Annotated in this window: 16 protein-coding genes; 13 read left to right on the top strand and 3 right to left on the bottom strand. The window is 52.7% G+C overall.

What is annotated here, in order from left to right:
- Position 1: 1 nt before the first annotated feature.
- The 3 genes from HNR55_RS06335 to modA are packed head-to-tail and all read right to left on the bottom strand — an operon-like array spanning position 2 to position 2159.
- Complete coding sequence (locus HNR55_RS06335) at positions 2–667, bottom strand: ATP-binding cassette domain-containing protein (RefSeq protein WP_166114092.1); 666 nt, start codon at positions 665–667, stop codon at positions 2–4.
- Complete coding sequence (modB, locus tag HNR55_RS06330) at positions 664–1365, bottom strand: molybdate ABC transporter permease subunit (RefSeq protein ID WP_242005513.1); 702 nt, start codon at positions 1363–1365, stop codon at positions 664–666. Before modB ends, HNR55_RS06335 begins: the two co-directional genes overlap by 4 nt.
- The gene (modA, locus tag HNR55_RS06325; protein ID WP_198911915.1) at positions 1362–2159 is read right to left on the bottom strand and encodes a molybdate ABC transporter substrate-binding protein; all 798 of its coding nucleotides are present in this window, start codon (positions 2157–2159) and stop codon (positions 1362–1364) included. The genes modB and modA overlap by 4 nt, the downstream gene beginning before the upstream one ends.
- 201 nt (positions 2160–2360) lie before the next feature.
- Between modA and HNR55_RS06320 the strand changes: the two genes are divergently transcribed.
- From HNR55_RS06320 to nifE, 13 genes are all read left to right on the top strand, one after another.
- Complete coding sequence (locus tag HNR55_RS06320) at positions 2361–2570, top strand: TOBE domain-containing protein (RefSeq protein ID WP_166114095.1); 210 nt, start codon at positions 2361–2363, stop codon at positions 2568–2570.
- 195 nt (positions 2571–2765) lie between these two features.
- The gene (gene rpoN / locus HNR55_RS06315; protein WP_166114098.1) at positions 2766–4133 is read left to right on the top strand and encodes an RNA polymerase factor sigma-54; all 1368 of its coding nucleotides are present in this window, start codon (positions 2766–2768) and stop codon (positions 4131–4133) included.
- Between the two features lie 217 nt (positions 4134–4350).
- Complete coding sequence (gene nifA / locus HNR55_RS06310; RefSeq protein WP_242005514.1) at positions 4351–6027, top strand: nif-specific transcriptional activator NifA; 1677 nt, start codon at positions 4351–4353, stop codon at positions 6025–6027.
- A gap of 184 nt (positions 6028–6211) precedes the next feature.
- The gene (gene nifB, locus HNR55_RS06305) at positions 6212–7687 is read left to right on the top strand and encodes a nitrogenase cofactor biosynthesis protein NifB (protein WP_166114101.1); all 1476 of its coding nucleotides are present in this window, start codon (positions 6212–6214) and stop codon (positions 7685–7687) included.
- A gap of 32 nt (positions 7688–7719) precedes the next feature.
- Positions 7720–7914 carry a 4Fe-4S binding protein gene (locus HNR55_RS06300; RefSeq protein ID WP_166114104.1) on the top strand — a complete coding sequence of 65 codons (195 nt, stop codon included), beginning with the start codon at positions 7720–7722 and terminating at the stop codon, positions 7912–7914.
- 14 nt (positions 7915–7928) lie between these two features.
- Positions 7929–8762 (top strand): 4Fe4S-binding leucine-rich repeat protein, encoded by an 834-nt coding sequence (locus HNR55_RS06295; protein ID WP_253545285.1) that lies wholly within the window; start codon positions 7929–7931, stop codon positions 8760–8762.
- The gene (locus HNR55_RS06290; protein WP_166114110.1) at positions 8746–9030 is read left to right on the top strand and encodes a nitrogen fixation protein NifZ; all 285 of its coding nucleotides are present in this window, start codon (positions 8746–8748) and stop codon (positions 9028–9030) included. Before HNR55_RS06295 ends, HNR55_RS06290 begins: the two co-directional genes overlap by 17 nt.
- Positions 9027–9245, top strand: a complete 219-nt coding sequence (gene nifT / locus HNR55_RS06285) for a putative nitrogen fixation protein NifT (RefSeq protein WP_166114112.1) — start codon at positions 9027–9029, stop codon at positions 9243–9245. Before HNR55_RS06290 ends, nifT begins: the two co-directional genes overlap by 4 nt.
- On the top strand, positions 9242–10117 hold the full coding sequence (locus HNR55_RS06280) for an SIR2 family NAD-dependent protein deacylase (protein ID WP_166114115.1): 876 nt from the start codon (positions 9242–9244) through the stop codon (positions 10115–10117). Before nifT ends, HNR55_RS06280 begins: the two co-directional genes overlap by 4 nt.
- A 227-nt stretch (positions 10118–10344) precedes the next feature.
- Positions 10345–11244, top strand: a complete 900-nt coding sequence (gene nifH, locus HNR55_RS06275) for a nitrogenase iron protein (RefSeq protein WP_166114117.1) — start codon at positions 10345–10347, stop codon at positions 11242–11244.
- 72 nt (positions 11245–11316) lie between these two features.
- Positions 11317–12807, top strand: coding sequence for a nitrogenase molybdenum-iron protein alpha chain (gene nifD, locus HNR55_RS06270; RefSeq protein ID WP_166114120.1), 1491 nt, complete (start codon positions 11317–11319; stop codon positions 12805–12807).
- A gap of 77 nt (positions 12808–12884) precedes the next feature.
- A complete protein-coding gene (nifK, locus tag HNR55_RS06265) occupies positions 12885–14420 on the top strand; it encodes a nitrogenase molybdenum-iron protein subunit beta (RefSeq protein ID WP_166114123.1) in 1536 nt (511 codons plus the stop codon).
- A gap of 60 nt (positions 14421–14480) precedes the next feature.
- Positions 14481–15926, top strand: coding sequence for a nitrogenase iron-molybdenum cofactor biosynthesis protein NifE (gene nifE, locus HNR55_RS06260; RefSeq protein ID WP_166114126.1), 1446 nt, complete (start codon positions 14481–14483; stop codon positions 15924–15926).
- The last annotated feature ends 1 nt before the right edge of the window (position 15927 follow it).

Here is a 15927-nt window from a genome sequence, read left to right as displayed (position 1 = left end):
CTCATTTCTTCAGGACCGTATTCTGGATTGATCGCCAGTCAAGAATATGGGTGGTAATCATGCGCAGTTCCTCCGCATCATGCGAGACGTAGAGTGTATGTATTTTACATTTTTCTAAAAAATCTTTTATGTAAAAAAGAATATCAGTTTTTATATCCAGATCCAGAGCAGACAGAGGTTCATCCATGAGCAGTAGTCTGGGTTGTGTCAGCAAGGCGCGACCTATGGCCACGCGCTGGCGCTCTCCCCCAGAGAGGGCATGCGTATTGCGGTCAAGCAAGGGCTGGAGGTGAAGGGCGTCAACAATCTCCGTAAAAAATGGCTCTTTTTCGGGGATAAGACGCATCCCAAAGAGCAGGTTTTTTTTCACGCTCAGATGGGAAAATAACCCGCCATCCTGAGGCACGTAGCCGATCGGGCGTTTCCATGGGGGCAGAAAAACAGTGTCGTCCTGCCAGATTTCCTCAGCCAGACGGCAGTAGCCTTGTGGAAAATGATGCAGGCCCGCAATGGCGCGCAGCAGGCTGGTTTTTCCGCACCCCGACGGGCCTTTAATTCCTGTTATGCCAGGCGTGGCAATATCGAAGCGGATATTTATGGCAAGCTGGTTGATAGGACCGTTAAAATGGACCGACAGCCCTGATTGCAGGAGAGAAGGGGGTATCATGAGGGGCGTGCAGTCAGGCGTTTTTGTGTCAGGCGCAGGATCAGAATGGTCACGAAGGCAAATGCCACCATGCCTCCCGCTATGGCATGGGCAGAGGCCCAGTCTCCGGTTTCCACATTATCGAAGAGCATGATGGATAAAAGGCGCGTCTGGCCGGGTATATCCCCCCCAATCATCAATACCAGACCGAATTCGCCTATTGTATGGGCAAAGGCAATAACAGCCCCGGCGATAATACCCGGAGCGGCCAAAGGCAGCGCAACACTCAGGAATGCACGGAATGGTGGAGTGCGCAGCGTGTAGGCGATTTCAAGCGGTTTGCGGCCAGTGGTTTCAAAAGCGGCTTGTGTGGATTGTACAATGTAGGGCAGGGCGGCAATAACTGAGCCCACAGTTAAACCGGCAAAACTGAACGCAAAGGTTGATCTGCCGGTTATGTGGGCAGCCAGCGCGCCAAGTCCTGATGGTCCAAGAGCAAGGAGCAGATAAAAGCCCAGAACCGTTGGGGGCAGTACCAGAGGAAGTGTGATGATGCTGGAACACACATCGCGCCACCAGTTGCGCCGGTTAGCCAGCCACCATGCCAGAGGCACACCAATACCGAGTGCCATGACCGTTGTAACACAGGCAAGCGTAACACTCAGGCGCAATGCTGTAAAAATACTGTTGGGGTCAAACAGGGTGTTTGTTCCCATCATGGTACGTCATACCCATAGCTGGCGATAATGGCCTGTGCGGGTTTGCTTCGCAGATAGGCCAGAAAAGCGCGTGCCGCAGGGTTCTGCTCCCCCTGCCTGAGTAAAAGCGCGTTCTGGCGGATGGGGGGATAAAGTGTGGACGGAACAACCCAGACTGTGCCCGAAGGCTGGTTGTGCAGTTGCGAGAGTGCGATAAACCCCAACTCCGCATTGCCGCTCTGGACGAACTGGTACGCTTGGGCAATGTCCATACCCATGACAATACGGGACTGGAGGGACTGCTCCAGATGCAACTGCGCGAGTGTGGCTACGGCCGCAGCGCCGTAAGGGGCAATGTCGGGCTTGCAAAGGGCCAGATGGCTGTAACGGGCGGCGCGTAATGTGTTTTCGTTTGCCGGGTAGGCGGGGGTATTGCTCCAGAGCGCCAGCTTGCCAATGGCGTAGGTGAACTGGCTTTTATCAACGCCAAACCCATCCCTGAGCAGTTTTGCGGGTTTGGCTTCATCGGCCGACAAAAAGACATCGTAGTCGGCACCCTGTTCAATCTGGATCATGAACTGGCCGCTTGAGCCAAAACTGGGAATAATCACATCGCCCGTTTTGTGCATGAAATCCGCGATCAGTTCTTTGGACGGGCCAATAAAGTTCGCGGCAATGGCAATGCGGGCCTGTTCCGCCCGAGCCATGATGGGCAGGAAAAGCCCCAGAATCACACAGCAGGCCAGCAGAAGGCGGGGCGGTGGGAATGTCAGGTTCATACCATTCGTGTCGTTATAATAACGAGGTGAGTTCATGACATCATTCCAAGAACAGCCTGTATCCGTGACAACAGCAAAAAACGTGCCAAAAATATTCCGTTTGTGCACAGGAAATTTTTGTATGTCATTGCGATCAGGAAATGGCATGATACGAAAAGGGAGCGGAAAGTCCCTTGAATACTATATCTATATCCAAATGGGAATAGATATCCGATAAAAATTTTTGGAGAAAAAATCATGAAAATCAGCGCACGCAACCAGATCAAAGGTACAGTCAGTAAAATTGAAAAAGGTGCGACCACGTCTCACGTTAGTATCGAAATTGCCGGTGGTGTCATTGTCATGGCCGCCATTACCAACGAAGCCGTGGCAGAACTCGGGCTGAAGGATGGTGAGGCTGTTTATGCCGTTATCAAGGCCTCTGACGTTATGGTGGGTGTCGCCTGATCAGATACCACTGGTGGCACTGTACCCTGTAAGGAGGAGTTTTTTACAATACCGTAAAATCTGGCACGGTTTTTGCGTGGTTTTCATGAAACGTTTTTCCTAGCAACGTTTCATGAAACAACGGGGAGGACAGCTGATGTCCATGGGAAGATATCTTCTCTGCCGGATACAAATGACCGGGCAGGATGCAGGCTGATGTTGCAAGGTCAGGAAATGCGGCAAGGCCAGGGTCTGTTCATGAACGGGCAGATGCGTCAGGCGCTCCATTTGCTTCACCTTACCAATGCGGACCTGCAGGCTTATCTGGAGGAACAGGCAGCCTCCAATCCGTTTCTTGAGCTTCCTTCCGTTGACCCTGCCATTTCTTCTCCCGCACGGTTTGAACGCGGGCGGGCGGATATGTTTGTCCAGAGCGGGCAAAGAGATGATGACGGTACGGCCCGCTTGCCTGATGTTCCACTTTCCCTGACGGATCAATTGTATGAGCAACTCCGTCTGTCCACAGCCAGCCAGCAGGATATGCTGATTGGTGCTTATCTGATCGAAGCTCTGGATGCCGCAGGTCGCCTTACGGACAGTCTGGATGTACTTGTGCAGCGCACGGGGCAATCGGCGGAGGACATAGAGCGGGTACGCCAGAATATGATGCGGTTTGAGCCCGTAGGCATTTTTGCCCGCTCCTTGCGTGAATGCCTGGCTGTACAGCTTCAGGAACGTGGTAGTCTGGATCATGCGATGGAAAAGTTGCTGGACCATATGGATATGCTGGCCCGTGGTGAGATGCTGCGTCTTGCGCGGCAGTGCAATGTGGATCAGGTTACGCTGGACAGCATGGTGGCTGAGCTTAAGCGGCTTAATCCCAAGCCGGGGTTTGATGCCGGGGCCGATATGGTACCCGTGCGGGTGTCCGATCTCGTTGTGAGTGCTGATGGGCATGGCGATTGGGTGGTGGAACTGAATGCCCAGACGTTGCCACGAGTTATGCTGGCTCATGACCTGCAGACACGGGTGAGCCTGCGCGGGCAGGGCATACGGCCGCAGGATCGTCAAGTTTCCGGCTTTCTGGAGCAGTGGCGCACGCAGGCGCACTGGCTTGTCCGTGGCATGGAATTGCGTTGCAATACGCTTCTGCGCGTGGCGCGGGAGATTTTCCGGCGGCAGGAAGCTTTTCTGGTTCATGGTGCATCGGGGCTTGTGCCCCTTACGCTCAAGGATGTGGCGGAGGGCGTTGGCGTGCATGAAAGCACTGTCAGCCGGGCGGTTATGGGTAAAGCTGTTGCAACGCCACAGGGGCTTTTTGCCCTGAGGTTTTTCTTCTCATCCGTTCTGGCCGGGAACACACAGCAGGCACATAGTGCTGAAGCCGTGAGAGAGATTATCCGCCGTCTGGTGGCGGATGAAGGACCAAAAGCGGTTTTTTCGGATGATGATCTTGTACGCCAGCTTCGTGAACGAGGGATTGTTATTGCGCGCAGGACGGTCGCAAAATATCGGGATATTTTGAATATTGCGCCATCTTTTATAAGAAAGCGGAAAAATTTATTACGTGGAAGAGGCGCTTAGGCGATACACGGTTGTATTCTGCCATAACCATTCAAAAAGACTTGAAAATCATTATAAAAATTTATGAGATCAAGGGATATTTTTTCAACTATTGGATCAGAAAAAAGTATATTGATAAGTCTATTCGTTTCGGAATCGTTTCATGGTGTGCTGTAGGGGGCGATGTCGGAGGCCCACAGGGTCAGTTGGGTGATCATGCGGTTGCGGGAAAAATGACATGACGCTACGAAAAGAAAGTCAGGGCATTATGTCTGGTGCCACTGGCATAACGGAGACAAGCGCTGAAGTTGCTTTGTCCGGGTTATATGAAATTTCCCGGATACTGTGCTCCCCCATTGAACTGGGCGTTATGCTTGTTCAGGTGTTTGCAACGCTTGAGAATTTTCTTGATATGAACGCGTGCGTGTGTGTGCTGCTTGGTGAAGGAGACCGGGTGGAGCGGATTGTAGGCTCACACGGAGATCCTGTTATTTCCCGTGATTATTTCATGTCCATGCCGGAGCGGGTTCTCGGTCATATCGTTACGCACAAAGCCCCCCTGATTATACCGGACATTGCCAATGACCAGACTATCGGTTTTCGGGCAAAACCTGCGTGGGCCGTCAATCCCCGGCAGGTGGGCCTGATTGGTGTGCCCATTCCCGGACGGGATAGCATTATTGGTATTCTGGTCGTGGATTGTAAGGCTTTTTCTTCAGACTCTCCGGTTGTCGCACTGAATACACGTCTGCTGGCCATGGTTGGGCACCTGATCGGGCAGACCGTGCGTCTGCACAGGCTGGTTGAGCGTGACCGCGAAAGGCTTATGGGCGATCTGGATCGCCGGACCGAGGTGGCCAAGCTGGGGGCCGCAGTGCATGCCGACACGGCAGATGTCCGTATTGTGGGGGAAAGCCCTGCCATTACAGCGATTGTGGAAAAAATCCGCATTGTTGCGCGCAGTAACGCCACGGTGCTTCTACGGGGGGAGTCTGGAACCGGCAAAGAGGTCTTTGCCCGTGCGTTGCATCAGTTTTCACCGCGTTCCAAGGCGCCATTCGTCAAGCTCAATTGCGCAGCCCTGCCCGAAACGGTTCTTGAATCTGAGTTGTTCGGGCATGAGAAAGGAGCATTTACCGGAGCAGTTGCGGCTAGAAAAGGCCGTTTTGAGCTGGCCGACAGCGGTACATTGTTTCTTGATGAAATTGGTGAGATTTCAGCATCTTTTCAGGCAAAGCTTTTGCGTGTTCTGCAAGAAGGTGAATTTGAAAGGGTCGGGGGCACACGCACCTTAAAGGTGAATGTGCGTATTGTCGCAGCGACCAACCGGGACCTGGAAGACGCGGTAACCAAAGGCAAATTCCGTGCCGATCTTTATTACAGGCTCAGCGTCATCCCTGTTTTTCTACCTTCCCTGCGGGAACGTCCAACAGATATCCCTTTGCTGGCAAAGGAGTTTCTGGATCGTTTCAATCAGGAAAATGGTACTGAATTGCAGATTGATTCCAATGGGCTTGCCGTTTTAAGTGGCTGTTATTTCCCGGGGAATGTGCGTGAGCTGGAAAACTGTATCCGGCGTACGGCGACCCTGTCACGCGGGAGCGTTATTGGCGAGGATGATTTTGCCTGTCATAGCGATGGCTGTCTCTCTTCTGTGTTGTGGCAGGTTGGTGGGGCGGAGAGTGTTCTATCCTCTTCTGCCAAGCAATCCCTTCTGCTTCCCATGCGCGAAGAGTCTGCGCCATCCGCTTCGGTCGATACGACAGCGCCCGGACGTTCGGAGAAGGAAATGCTTGAAGATGCCATGGAAAAAGCGGGGTGGGTTCAGGCCAAAGCGGCACGTATCCTTGGTCTGACTCCACGGCAGGTTGGATATGCTCTGCGTAAAAATGGAATCTCGATCAAAAAGTTCTGAATCAGAACGTCAGGATTTGTTTTTTTAAACTAATCCGTTTTTATGTGGCGCTGTCATGGTTGTGCGCAGCATGCCTTGCAGGGATTATCCCCGGTAAATTCATCCCCCCTTTATTTAAAGCCACTGTGCAGTTTGGCACGAATTTTGCGGCTTTTCTGCTAAGCAACAAAGGGGAGAAGGGCAGATGGCCGGGCAGTTGATCGGCCTGCAGAATTTTGCAGGTAGTGATGCAGAAACCATGCGTGCAGCGCTCTCGGGCGGGTGCTCGTCGTCTCAGTGCGGGAGCTCAGACAAACCGGATTCCATGCCTGACGAAGTATGGGCAAAAATCAAGGATCATCCATGCTACTCGGAGGAAGCGCATCATTATTTTGCGCGGATGCATGTGGCTGTGGCTCCTGCATGTAACATTCAGTGTAACTACTGTAACCGAAAATATGACTGCGCAAACGAAAGTCGGCCCGGTGTTGTCTCGGAAAAACTGACACCAGAGCAAGCGCAGCGCAAGGTGATTACCGTCGCCAATGAGGTTCCGCAGCTTTCTGTGCTTGGGATCGCAGGACCAGGAGACGCCTGTTATGACTGGAAAAAAACACGCGACACATTTGGGCTGATCGCGGCGGATATTCCAGATATTAAACTGTGTCTTTCCACCAATGGTCTGGCTCTGCCTGATCATGTGGACGAAATTGCGGACATGAACATTGATCATGTCACAATTACCATCAACATGGTTAATCCTGAGATCGGTGTGCAGATTTACCCCTGGATTTTTTATAAAAATCGACGCTGGACAGGGCTGGACGCCTCAAAAATCCTGCATGAACGGCAGATGCTCGGTCTGGAGATGCTGACCGCGCGTGGTATTCTCACCAAGATCAACTCAGTCATGATCCCGGGAGTGAATGATACGCATCTGATGGAGGTCAACAGGGTTGTTAAGGAAAAAGGCGCATTCTTGCACAATATCATGCCACTTATTTCCGACCCGGCGCATGGCACCCATTATGGATTGACCGGTCAGCGCGGCCCCACGCCTGCTGAACTCAAGGCTTTGCAGGATCAGTTGGAGGATGGCGCAAAGCTTATGCGGCATTGCAGGCAGTGCCGGGCTGATGCCGTAGGGCTGCTGGGCGAGGACCGTGGTCAGGAGTTTACGCTGGATCAGCTGGAAGAGGCTGTTGCCTATGATCCATCCCGTCGGGGGAATTATCGTGCCCTTGTTGCGGAAATGCGCGGAGAACATGAAGCGGCCAAACGTGCAGCAAGTGAATCTCTGGTGGAAGTTCAACAGGCTCCGGTCGCGCTGGTCGCAATAGCGACAAAAGGTGGTGGGCGCATTAACCAGCATTTTGGTCATGCTACGGAATTCCAGATTTATGAAGTCTCCAGTCAGGGAATCAAGTTTGTCGGGCACCGCAAAACCGAACAGTACTGTGAGGGCGGTTGGGGAGAGGATGCAACTCTGGACGGGGTCATAGCCGCTCTGGAGGGAGTAAGCGCTGTGCTTTGCGGAAAAATTGGTGACTGCCCCAAGGAATCTCTGGCGGCGGCAGGAATTGTTGCAACGGATGTCTATGCCCTTGAATGGATTGAAGAGGGGATAGGTCATTGGTACGAACAGCTGAACGGGCAACAGGAACAGCGCCAGAGCGCTTGATCTAACAGTAGTTTTTATGAAAGGTTGAAGTCATGGCTTATAAAATTGTTACGTCTCAATGCACTGTATGTGGCGCTTGCGAATTTGAATGCCCCAATGCGGCAATTTCTCTCAAGAATGATCTGTATGTGATCAACGCCAAAAAATGCACTGAATGCGAGGGGCAGTTTGATACACCGCAATGTGCTGCGGTCTGCCCTGTTCCAAAGACCTGCATTCCAGCCTGAGGACTCCAGCGGCCGTGCCAGATCATGCCAGCGGAGACGATCAGCTCAGGGATATTTCCGCCTGGGAGACAGCCGAACCGCATGACTGGCTCGGCCATAAACTGCAATGTCAGGGTTGCCGCCATGAACAGTTGCACCGTGATGGCCGGTGCCGTCGCGGGCGTGTCTGTGTGCGTGATGCACGCGCACGCCGGATAGAGAGATTTTTCCGTGAAAATCCCTCAGGGGCTAATGATTATCTTGATCATCCCTATTTTGAAGTGCGGACATTGGCAGTGCGGTTTGCATCCGTATTCCGTCTGCCAGCACTGATTAACGATCCCGATGCCGAAGTCCGGGCAGGTGTTGCTCTGCGCCTGCCTGTAGCGCGGATTGAAGCATTGGCAAACGATCCGGACAGGCGGGTGCGCATTGCGGTGGCAAGCCGCCTTGGCGGTAAAGCCCTGATGAAAATGCTGGCTGATGAGGACTGGTTTGTACGTCTTATTGTCGTAAGACGTCTGTCAGCGAGTTGCCTTGTTGGTGCGGTGCATGATCCTGAGCCTGACGTACGCCGTTGGGTGGCGCGGGGCATTGACCTGAAATATCTGCCAGCCCTTGCATCCGACCCTGAACCAACCGTGCGTCAGATTGTTGCTACGCGTGCGCAGGAGGGGTTGTTGCACCAGCTCGCACATGATCCCGATATTCGGGTCCGGTTTACGTCAATTGAAAGATTGCCATACCCGATGCTTGCAGCGCTGGAAAATGATGAGGAAAAAATCATTCGTGATCTGGTTGCGCGTCGTCTCGCCGAGGAAAAGCAGACAGGTCATCCAGAAGGGGAAGATCATGGGATTGGGACGTGAGGAAGAAGTAGAAACACGCGGCAAGCCTGTTTTCATGCCCGGCGCTAAAGTCCGGGCAACACGATATGTCAAGAATGACGGAACTTTTGCTGGTCGTGAAATTGGAGAAATGCTCGTTCACAAAGGTGATGTCGGGTACGTGCGGGATATCGGTGTGTTCTTGCAGCGTTACTATATTTACGCGGTCGAGTTTGTAGAACGCGGCACCATTGTTGGCATGCGCGCTCGCGAACTTCATGCGGAAACTGAGAATAGGAAAATGCCATGAAGGTGATGTTGCGCCGGAATGACCGGGGTTTGTCGGTTTATGTACCCAAAAAAGATCTGGAGCAGCCGGTGGTCGCCCAGGAAAAAGAAACGTTGTGGGGTGGGTGGGTCCGGCTTAAAAACGGCTGGGTGCTTGAACTTCCTTCCATGGAACACGAAACAAAATTGCCGGTAACGGTCAATGCGCGTCGTATTGGCGAGGAGGGGGGTTTATGATCAGCTGGGATCATCTTTTTGCACGGATCAGTGCAGGACATCTGGTACCCTATCTTGGCCCCGGCATGACGGCGGTTGCTCTCGATCTACAAAAACAGTCTGCACAGGCTGCGGGACAGAGTAAGGAAACGGACAGCCCTGTTCCGTCCAATACAAAGGAACTGGCTGATTTTTTTGCACGGCATGTGGCGTTGCCAAAGCGTGCCAGGGGTAATCCGTGGGCTGCGGCACAGTATATTGAAAGCAAACGCTACCGCCAGACACTCGATGCCCTGATGGACCGCGCATTTTCCCTTCCCATTGCCCCTTCTCCCCTACATTTCAGTCTGGCGGCGAGTGCCCCCTCCATGATTGTCGATACATGGTATGATGGGATCATGCGGGTTGCTCTTGGTTGTGTCGCCGGTAACCGCTGGGGAGAAGTGCAGGGCACTCCACGGACAGGTGTGCGGGACTTTACCTGGTATTGTGCCTACGATGCACAGGGCGATGCCGTGACCATGCAGAATGCAACGGACTGGAAAACAGTACTTTACAAACCGCATGGTTCCGTTTCCCCGGCACATCATTATCTGGTCGCTGATTCAGATTATGTCGAAGTGCTGACAGAACTCGACATTCAGACGCCGATTCCTGACATTGTGCAAAAGCGCCGTACACAGGTCGGATTTTTGTTTCTGGGATGCAGGTTTGATGACCAGATGCTGCGTTCATATGCACGTCAGATCATGAAGCGTTCGAGCGGGCCACATTACGCGATTCTGCCAGATGTTGAACTGACACGGAATGAAAGGCGTTTTCTGGACGAAATGCAGATTACCCGGCTCGATCTTCCTCTTGTCGGGGCAGATTATGTCCACAATCTTGCATAAGGGCAGGTTGATGGAGGGGGTACTGGTTTTTGGGGTGTCATTATAAAAATATAATTTTTTCATAGAGATATTTTGAAACGGATTCGTCCGGATAAATCCTCCCTGTTTACATATTTCATGGTTTTGGGCCTGTGCGACGGAGAGTTTGGCACAGTATTTGCGGGATAACAGGGTGTGTCGGACGCGTTGTCCGAAACAGGCAGTTCCATCAATACAGGACCGAAATCATGGGTAAGCTTCGTCAGATCGCCTTTTATGGCAAGGGAGGGATCGGAAAATCGACCACTTCCCAGAATACGCTCGCCGCTCTCGTAGAGATGGGGCAGAAGATCCTGATCGTTGGATGTGATCCCAAGGCTGACTCTACGCGTCTGATTCTGAACGCCAAGGCGCAGGATACGGTTCTCAGCCTTGCTGCTGAAGCGGGTTCGGTAGAGGATCTCGAACTCGAAGATGTTCTCAAAGTTGGTTATAACGGGATCAAATGTGTTGAATCCGGTGGTCCGGAGCCCGGCGTAGGTTGCGCAGGGCGTGGGGTTATTACCTCCATCAACTTTCTGGAAGAAAACGGCGCTTATGATGATGTAGACTATGTCTCCTACGACGTGCTGGGAGACGTGGTGTGCGGCGGGTTTGCCATGCCAATCCGTGAAAACAAGGCGCAGGAAATCTATATCGTCATGTCCGGCGAAATGATGGCGCTGTATGCAGCCAACAACATTGCCAAGGGCATTTTGAAATACGCCCATTCTGGTGGTGTGCGTCTGGGCGGGCTGATCTGCAACGAACGCCAGACCGACCGTGAATATGATCTGGCTGATGCTCTGGCCAAGCGCCTGAACTCCAAGCTTATTCATTTTGTGCCGCGCGCCAACATTGTGCAGCATGCCGAACTGCGCCGCAAGACGGTTATTGAATACGCGCCGGAAAGCCAGCAGGCTGCGGAATATCGTGAACTGGCCCGCAAAATCCATGAAAACTCGGGTCAGGGGACCATTCCTACCCCGATTACCATGGAAGAGCTGGAAGAAATGCTGCTCGAATTCGGTATCATGAAGACCGAGGAACAGCAGCTGGCCGAACTGGCCGCCAAGGAAGCTGAAAAAACGGCCGCTGCAATAGCGTGATCCTGAGCCGGGCGGGTCGGGTTTGTTCCGTACCCGTCAGGCTTTTCGCTCTCGAAACCCAGGAGAAAGACGATGAGCCTCGATGAAGGGACCATCAACGACCCCACGCTGCCTGAACGCCTGATAGCAGAGGTTCTGGAAGCGTATCCGGACAAATCCCGCAAGCGTCGCCAGAAGCATCTGAGCGTTTCTACAACCCCTGATGCCGAAGAAAAGGCGGATGGTGCGCTAAGCGAATGTGACGTCAAATCCAACATCAAGTCTATTCCCGGTGTCATGACCATTCGCGGCTGTGCTTATGCCGGTTCGAAAGGCGTGGTCTGGGGGCCGGTCAAGGACATGGTGCATATCAGCCATGGGCCTGTCGGGTGTGGTCAGTATTCCTGGTCGCAGCGTCGGAATTACTACATTGGCAATACCGGCGTGGATTCATTTGTAACAATGCAGTTCACATCTGATTTTCAGGAACGTGACATTGTTTTTGGTGGTGACAAGAAGCTCGAAAAGATCATTGATGAAATTGATGAACTTTTCCCGCTGGCAAAAGGGATCTCCATTCAGTCCGAGTGTCCGATCGGTCTGATTGGTGATGACATTGAAGCGGTTTCGCGCAAGAAAAAGAAAGAAACCGGCAAAACAATCGTGCCTGTAAGGTGTGAAGGTTTTCGCGGTGTTTCGCAGTCTCTTGGCCATCACATTGCGAATGACGCCATTCGTGACTGGGTGTTCAACCAGGAGGGTGCGGAAGATAAATTTGAAACAACTCCTTACGATGTCAACGTTATCGGAGATTACAACATTGGCGGCGATGCCTGGTCTTCCCGCATTCTGCTTGAAGAAATCGGGCTGAGGGTAGTCGGCAACTGGTCGGGTGATGCCACATTGGCCGAGATGGAGCGCGCCCCCAAGGCCAAGCTCAATCTTATCCACTGCTATCGGTCCATGAACTACATCTGTCGTTATATGGAAGAGAAGTACAACATTCCCTGGGTGGAATATAACTTCTTTGGTCCGTCGCAGATCGCAGCCTCCCTGCGCAAGATTGCGGCTCTGTTTGACGAGACCATTCAGGCGAACGCAGAGCGTGTGATTGCCAAGTACCAGCCTCTGGTTGATGCAATTCTGGCCAAATACAAGCCGCGGCTCGAAGGCAAGACAGTCATGCTCTACGTGGGTGGTCTGCGACCGCGCCATGTGGTGAATGCCTATGATGATCTGGGTATGGTGATTACCGGCACAGGGTACGAATTTGCACATAGCGATGACTACCAACGCACCGGTCACTACGTGCGTGAAGGCACGCTGATCTATGATGACGTGACTGGCTACGAGCTCGAGCGTTTTATTGAAGGCATGCGTCCTGACCTTGTCGGGTCTGGAATTAAGGAAAAATACCCTGTGCAGAAAATGGGTATTCCGTTCCGCCAGATGCACTCGTGGGATTATTCCGGCCCTTATCATGGTTACGACGGCTTTGCGATTTTCGCGCGTGACATGGACCTGGCCATCAACAACCCGGTCTGGGGCCTGTTTAAGGCACCCTGGAAAAAAGAAGCAGCCTGACGCTGCTTCTTCAAAATGAACTGAACAGGCGTGTGGTGCCGTCTGGCGCACCCGCGACCTGAAGAGGAGCAAGGACAATGCCACAGTCCGTTGATAAAATTCTCGACCATGCGCCACTGTTTCGGGAACCTGAATATAAGGAAATGCTCGCTCGCAAGGCCGAGTTCGAGAACATGCCTCCGGTCGAGCAGGTTACACAGATTGCTGACTGGACAAAAAGCTGGGATTACCGGGAAAAGAACTTTGCCCGTGAGTCATTGAGCGTCAATCCTGCCAAGGCATGCCAGCCGCTTGGTGCTGTGTTTGTGGCCTCGGGTTTCGAGCGCACCATGAGCTTTGTGCATGGCTCGCAAGGCTGCGTGGCATATTATCGCTCGCATCTGTCCCGGCATTTCAAGGAACCATCCTCGGCTGTCTCCTCGTCCATGACGGAAGACGCGGCTGTGTTTGGTGGCCTGAACAATATGGTTGATGGGCTGGCGAATACTTACAAGCTTTATTCGCCCAAGATGATTGCTGTCTCCACAACATGCATGGCAGAAGTGATCGGCGATGACCTGAATGCCTTTATTGCCACAGCCAAGGAAAAAGAGTCGGTCCCGGCAGATTTTGACGTTCCTTTTGCTCATACACCGGCTTTTGTTGGTAGCCATGTGACCGGCTATGACAACATGCTCAAAGGAATTCTTGAGCATTTCTGGAAAGGCAAGACAGCCACCCCCAACGGCTCTTTGAACATTATTCCGGGTTTTGATGGGTTTGCTGTTGGTAATAACCGTGAACTCAAACGGGTTCTGGATCTGATGGGCGTGGATTACACGATCCTTTCAGATGTGTCTGACCAGTTTGACACGCCCTCGGATGGTGAATTCCGCATGTATGATGGCGGCACCCCGATTGAAGCGACCAAAAATGCGGTCAATGCTTCGGCCACACTGTCCTTGCAGGAATATTGCACTCCCAAGACGCTTGATTATGCCGCAAGCTTTGGCCAGAAAACAAAATCCCTGCATTATCCCATAGGTGTTGGCGGTACAGATGACCTGCTGGGCAGCATTTCCGAACTGACCGGCAAACCTGTGCCCGAAGCTCTGGAGCTTGAACGTGGGCGTCTGGTGGATGCCATGGCCGATAGTCAGGCCTGGCTGCATGGAAAGACCTACGCCATCTACGGTGATCCGGATTTTGTTTATGGCATGGCCCGCTTTGTGCTCGAAACGGGTGGTGAGCCCAAGCACTGCCTTGCAACAAACGGTTCCAAGGCATGGGAAGCCCAGATGCAGGAACTGTTTGACAGTTCGCCATTTGGTGCAGGATGCAAAGCCTGGGGCGGGCGTGACCTTTGGCATATGCGTTCGCTTCTGGCTACGGAGGAGGTCGATCTGCTGATTGGTAACTCCTATGGCAAGTATCTGGAGCGCGATACAAAAACACCTCTGATCCGGCTGATGTTCCCGATTTTTGATCGTCATCATCATCACCGTTTCCCGGTATGGGGTTATCAGGGTGGTTTGCGTGTTCTGGTAACAATCCTTGATAAAATCTTTGATTGTCTGGATCAGGATACGATCGAACCGGGTGTTACGGACTACTCATTCGACCTGACGCGTTAAAAATGTCTTTTATCCTGCCCCGTTCAGTCTGAATGGGGCAGCTCTCATAGGAGAATGGGCATGGCGGAGTCCCTGAACGCGAAGATAACCGCGCTCTTTGATGAGCCAGGTTGCAACACGAACGTCGCCAAAGGTGAGAAGGCGCGTAAAAAGGGATGCTCCAAGCCGCTTCAGCCCGGAGCTGCGGCCGGGGGATGTGCGTTTGACGGTGCCAAAATTGCACTCCAGCCTATAACGGATGTTGTGCATCTGGTGCATGGCCCATTGGCCTGTGAGGGGAATGGCTGGGATAACCGCCATGCAGCGTCGTCTGGCCCGACGTTGTACCGTATTGGTGCGACAACTGATATTACAGAAACCGATATTATTATGGGCAATGGCGAAAAGCGGCTTTATCGCGCCATGCGTGAGGTTGTGGAGCGTTATGCTCCTCCCGCCATTTTTGTCTATTCAACCTGTGTGACGGCCCTGATTGGTGACGATATTAACGCCGTGTGCCGCCACGCGACAGAGAAGTTTGGTATTCCCTGTATTCCTGTTAACGCACCGGGTTTTGTTGGTTCTAAAAATCTTGGGAATAAACTGGCTGGTGAGGCTTTGCTTGACCATGTGATCGGGACCATGGAGCCCGAGGTTACGACGCCAACGGACATCAATATTTTAGGAGACTATAATCTTTCAGGGGAGTTGTGGCAGGTCAAACCCCTTCTGGAGCAACTGGGTATTCGGTTAAATGCCTGTATTACGGGGGATGCCCGTTACCGTGAGGTCGCCACCGCGCATCGTGCACGGGTAAACATGATGGTCTGCTCCACGGCTTTGATCAATGTCGCCCGCAAAATGGAAGAGCGATGGGGAATTCCCTATTTTGAAGGCTCTTTTTATGGAATTAGCGATACATCGGAGGCTTTGCGCACTCTGGCTCGGCTGCTGGTTGCACAGGGGGCAGATGCCGGACTGATTGTGCGTGCCGAGAACCTGATTGAAGCGGAAGAAAAAAGAGCCTGGAGCAGGCTGGATGCTTATCGCTCTCGGCTGGCAGGCAAGCGGGTCCTACTTTATACGGGTGGGGTTAAATCCTGGTCAATCGTCTCTGCCCTGCAGGAAATGGGGATGGTGATTGTCAGCACTTCTGTTCGTAAATCTACCGATAATGACAAACAGAAAATAAAAGACCTTATGGGTGGAGACGCGCATATGGTGAACTCCATTCCCCCGCGTGAGATGTATGCCCAACTGCGCAGGGGGGATGCGGATATTCTTCTTTCGGGCGGAAGAACGCAATTTGTTGCGCTTAAAGCGCGCACTCCATGGCTGGATATTAATCAGGAACGCCACCATGCCTTTGCCGGGTACGATGGCATGGTCACTCTTGTGCGCCAACTGGATGCATCGCTGTCCAACCCGGTCTGGAAGGATGTCAGGCGACTGGCTCCATGGGAGCAGGAAGACGGCGAGACAGGATTTGATGATGAGGGTGTACCCGCCCTCGTACCCATCGGATAAG

Origin of the sequence: Acetobacter lovaniensis (assembly GCF_014207635.1) — a bacterium.
Lineage (GTDB): Bacteria > Pseudomonadota > Alphaproteobacteria > Acetobacterales > Acetobacteraceae > Acetobacter > Acetobacter lovaniensis.
This window is presented reverse-complemented; position numbering and strand designations above follow the sequence as displayed.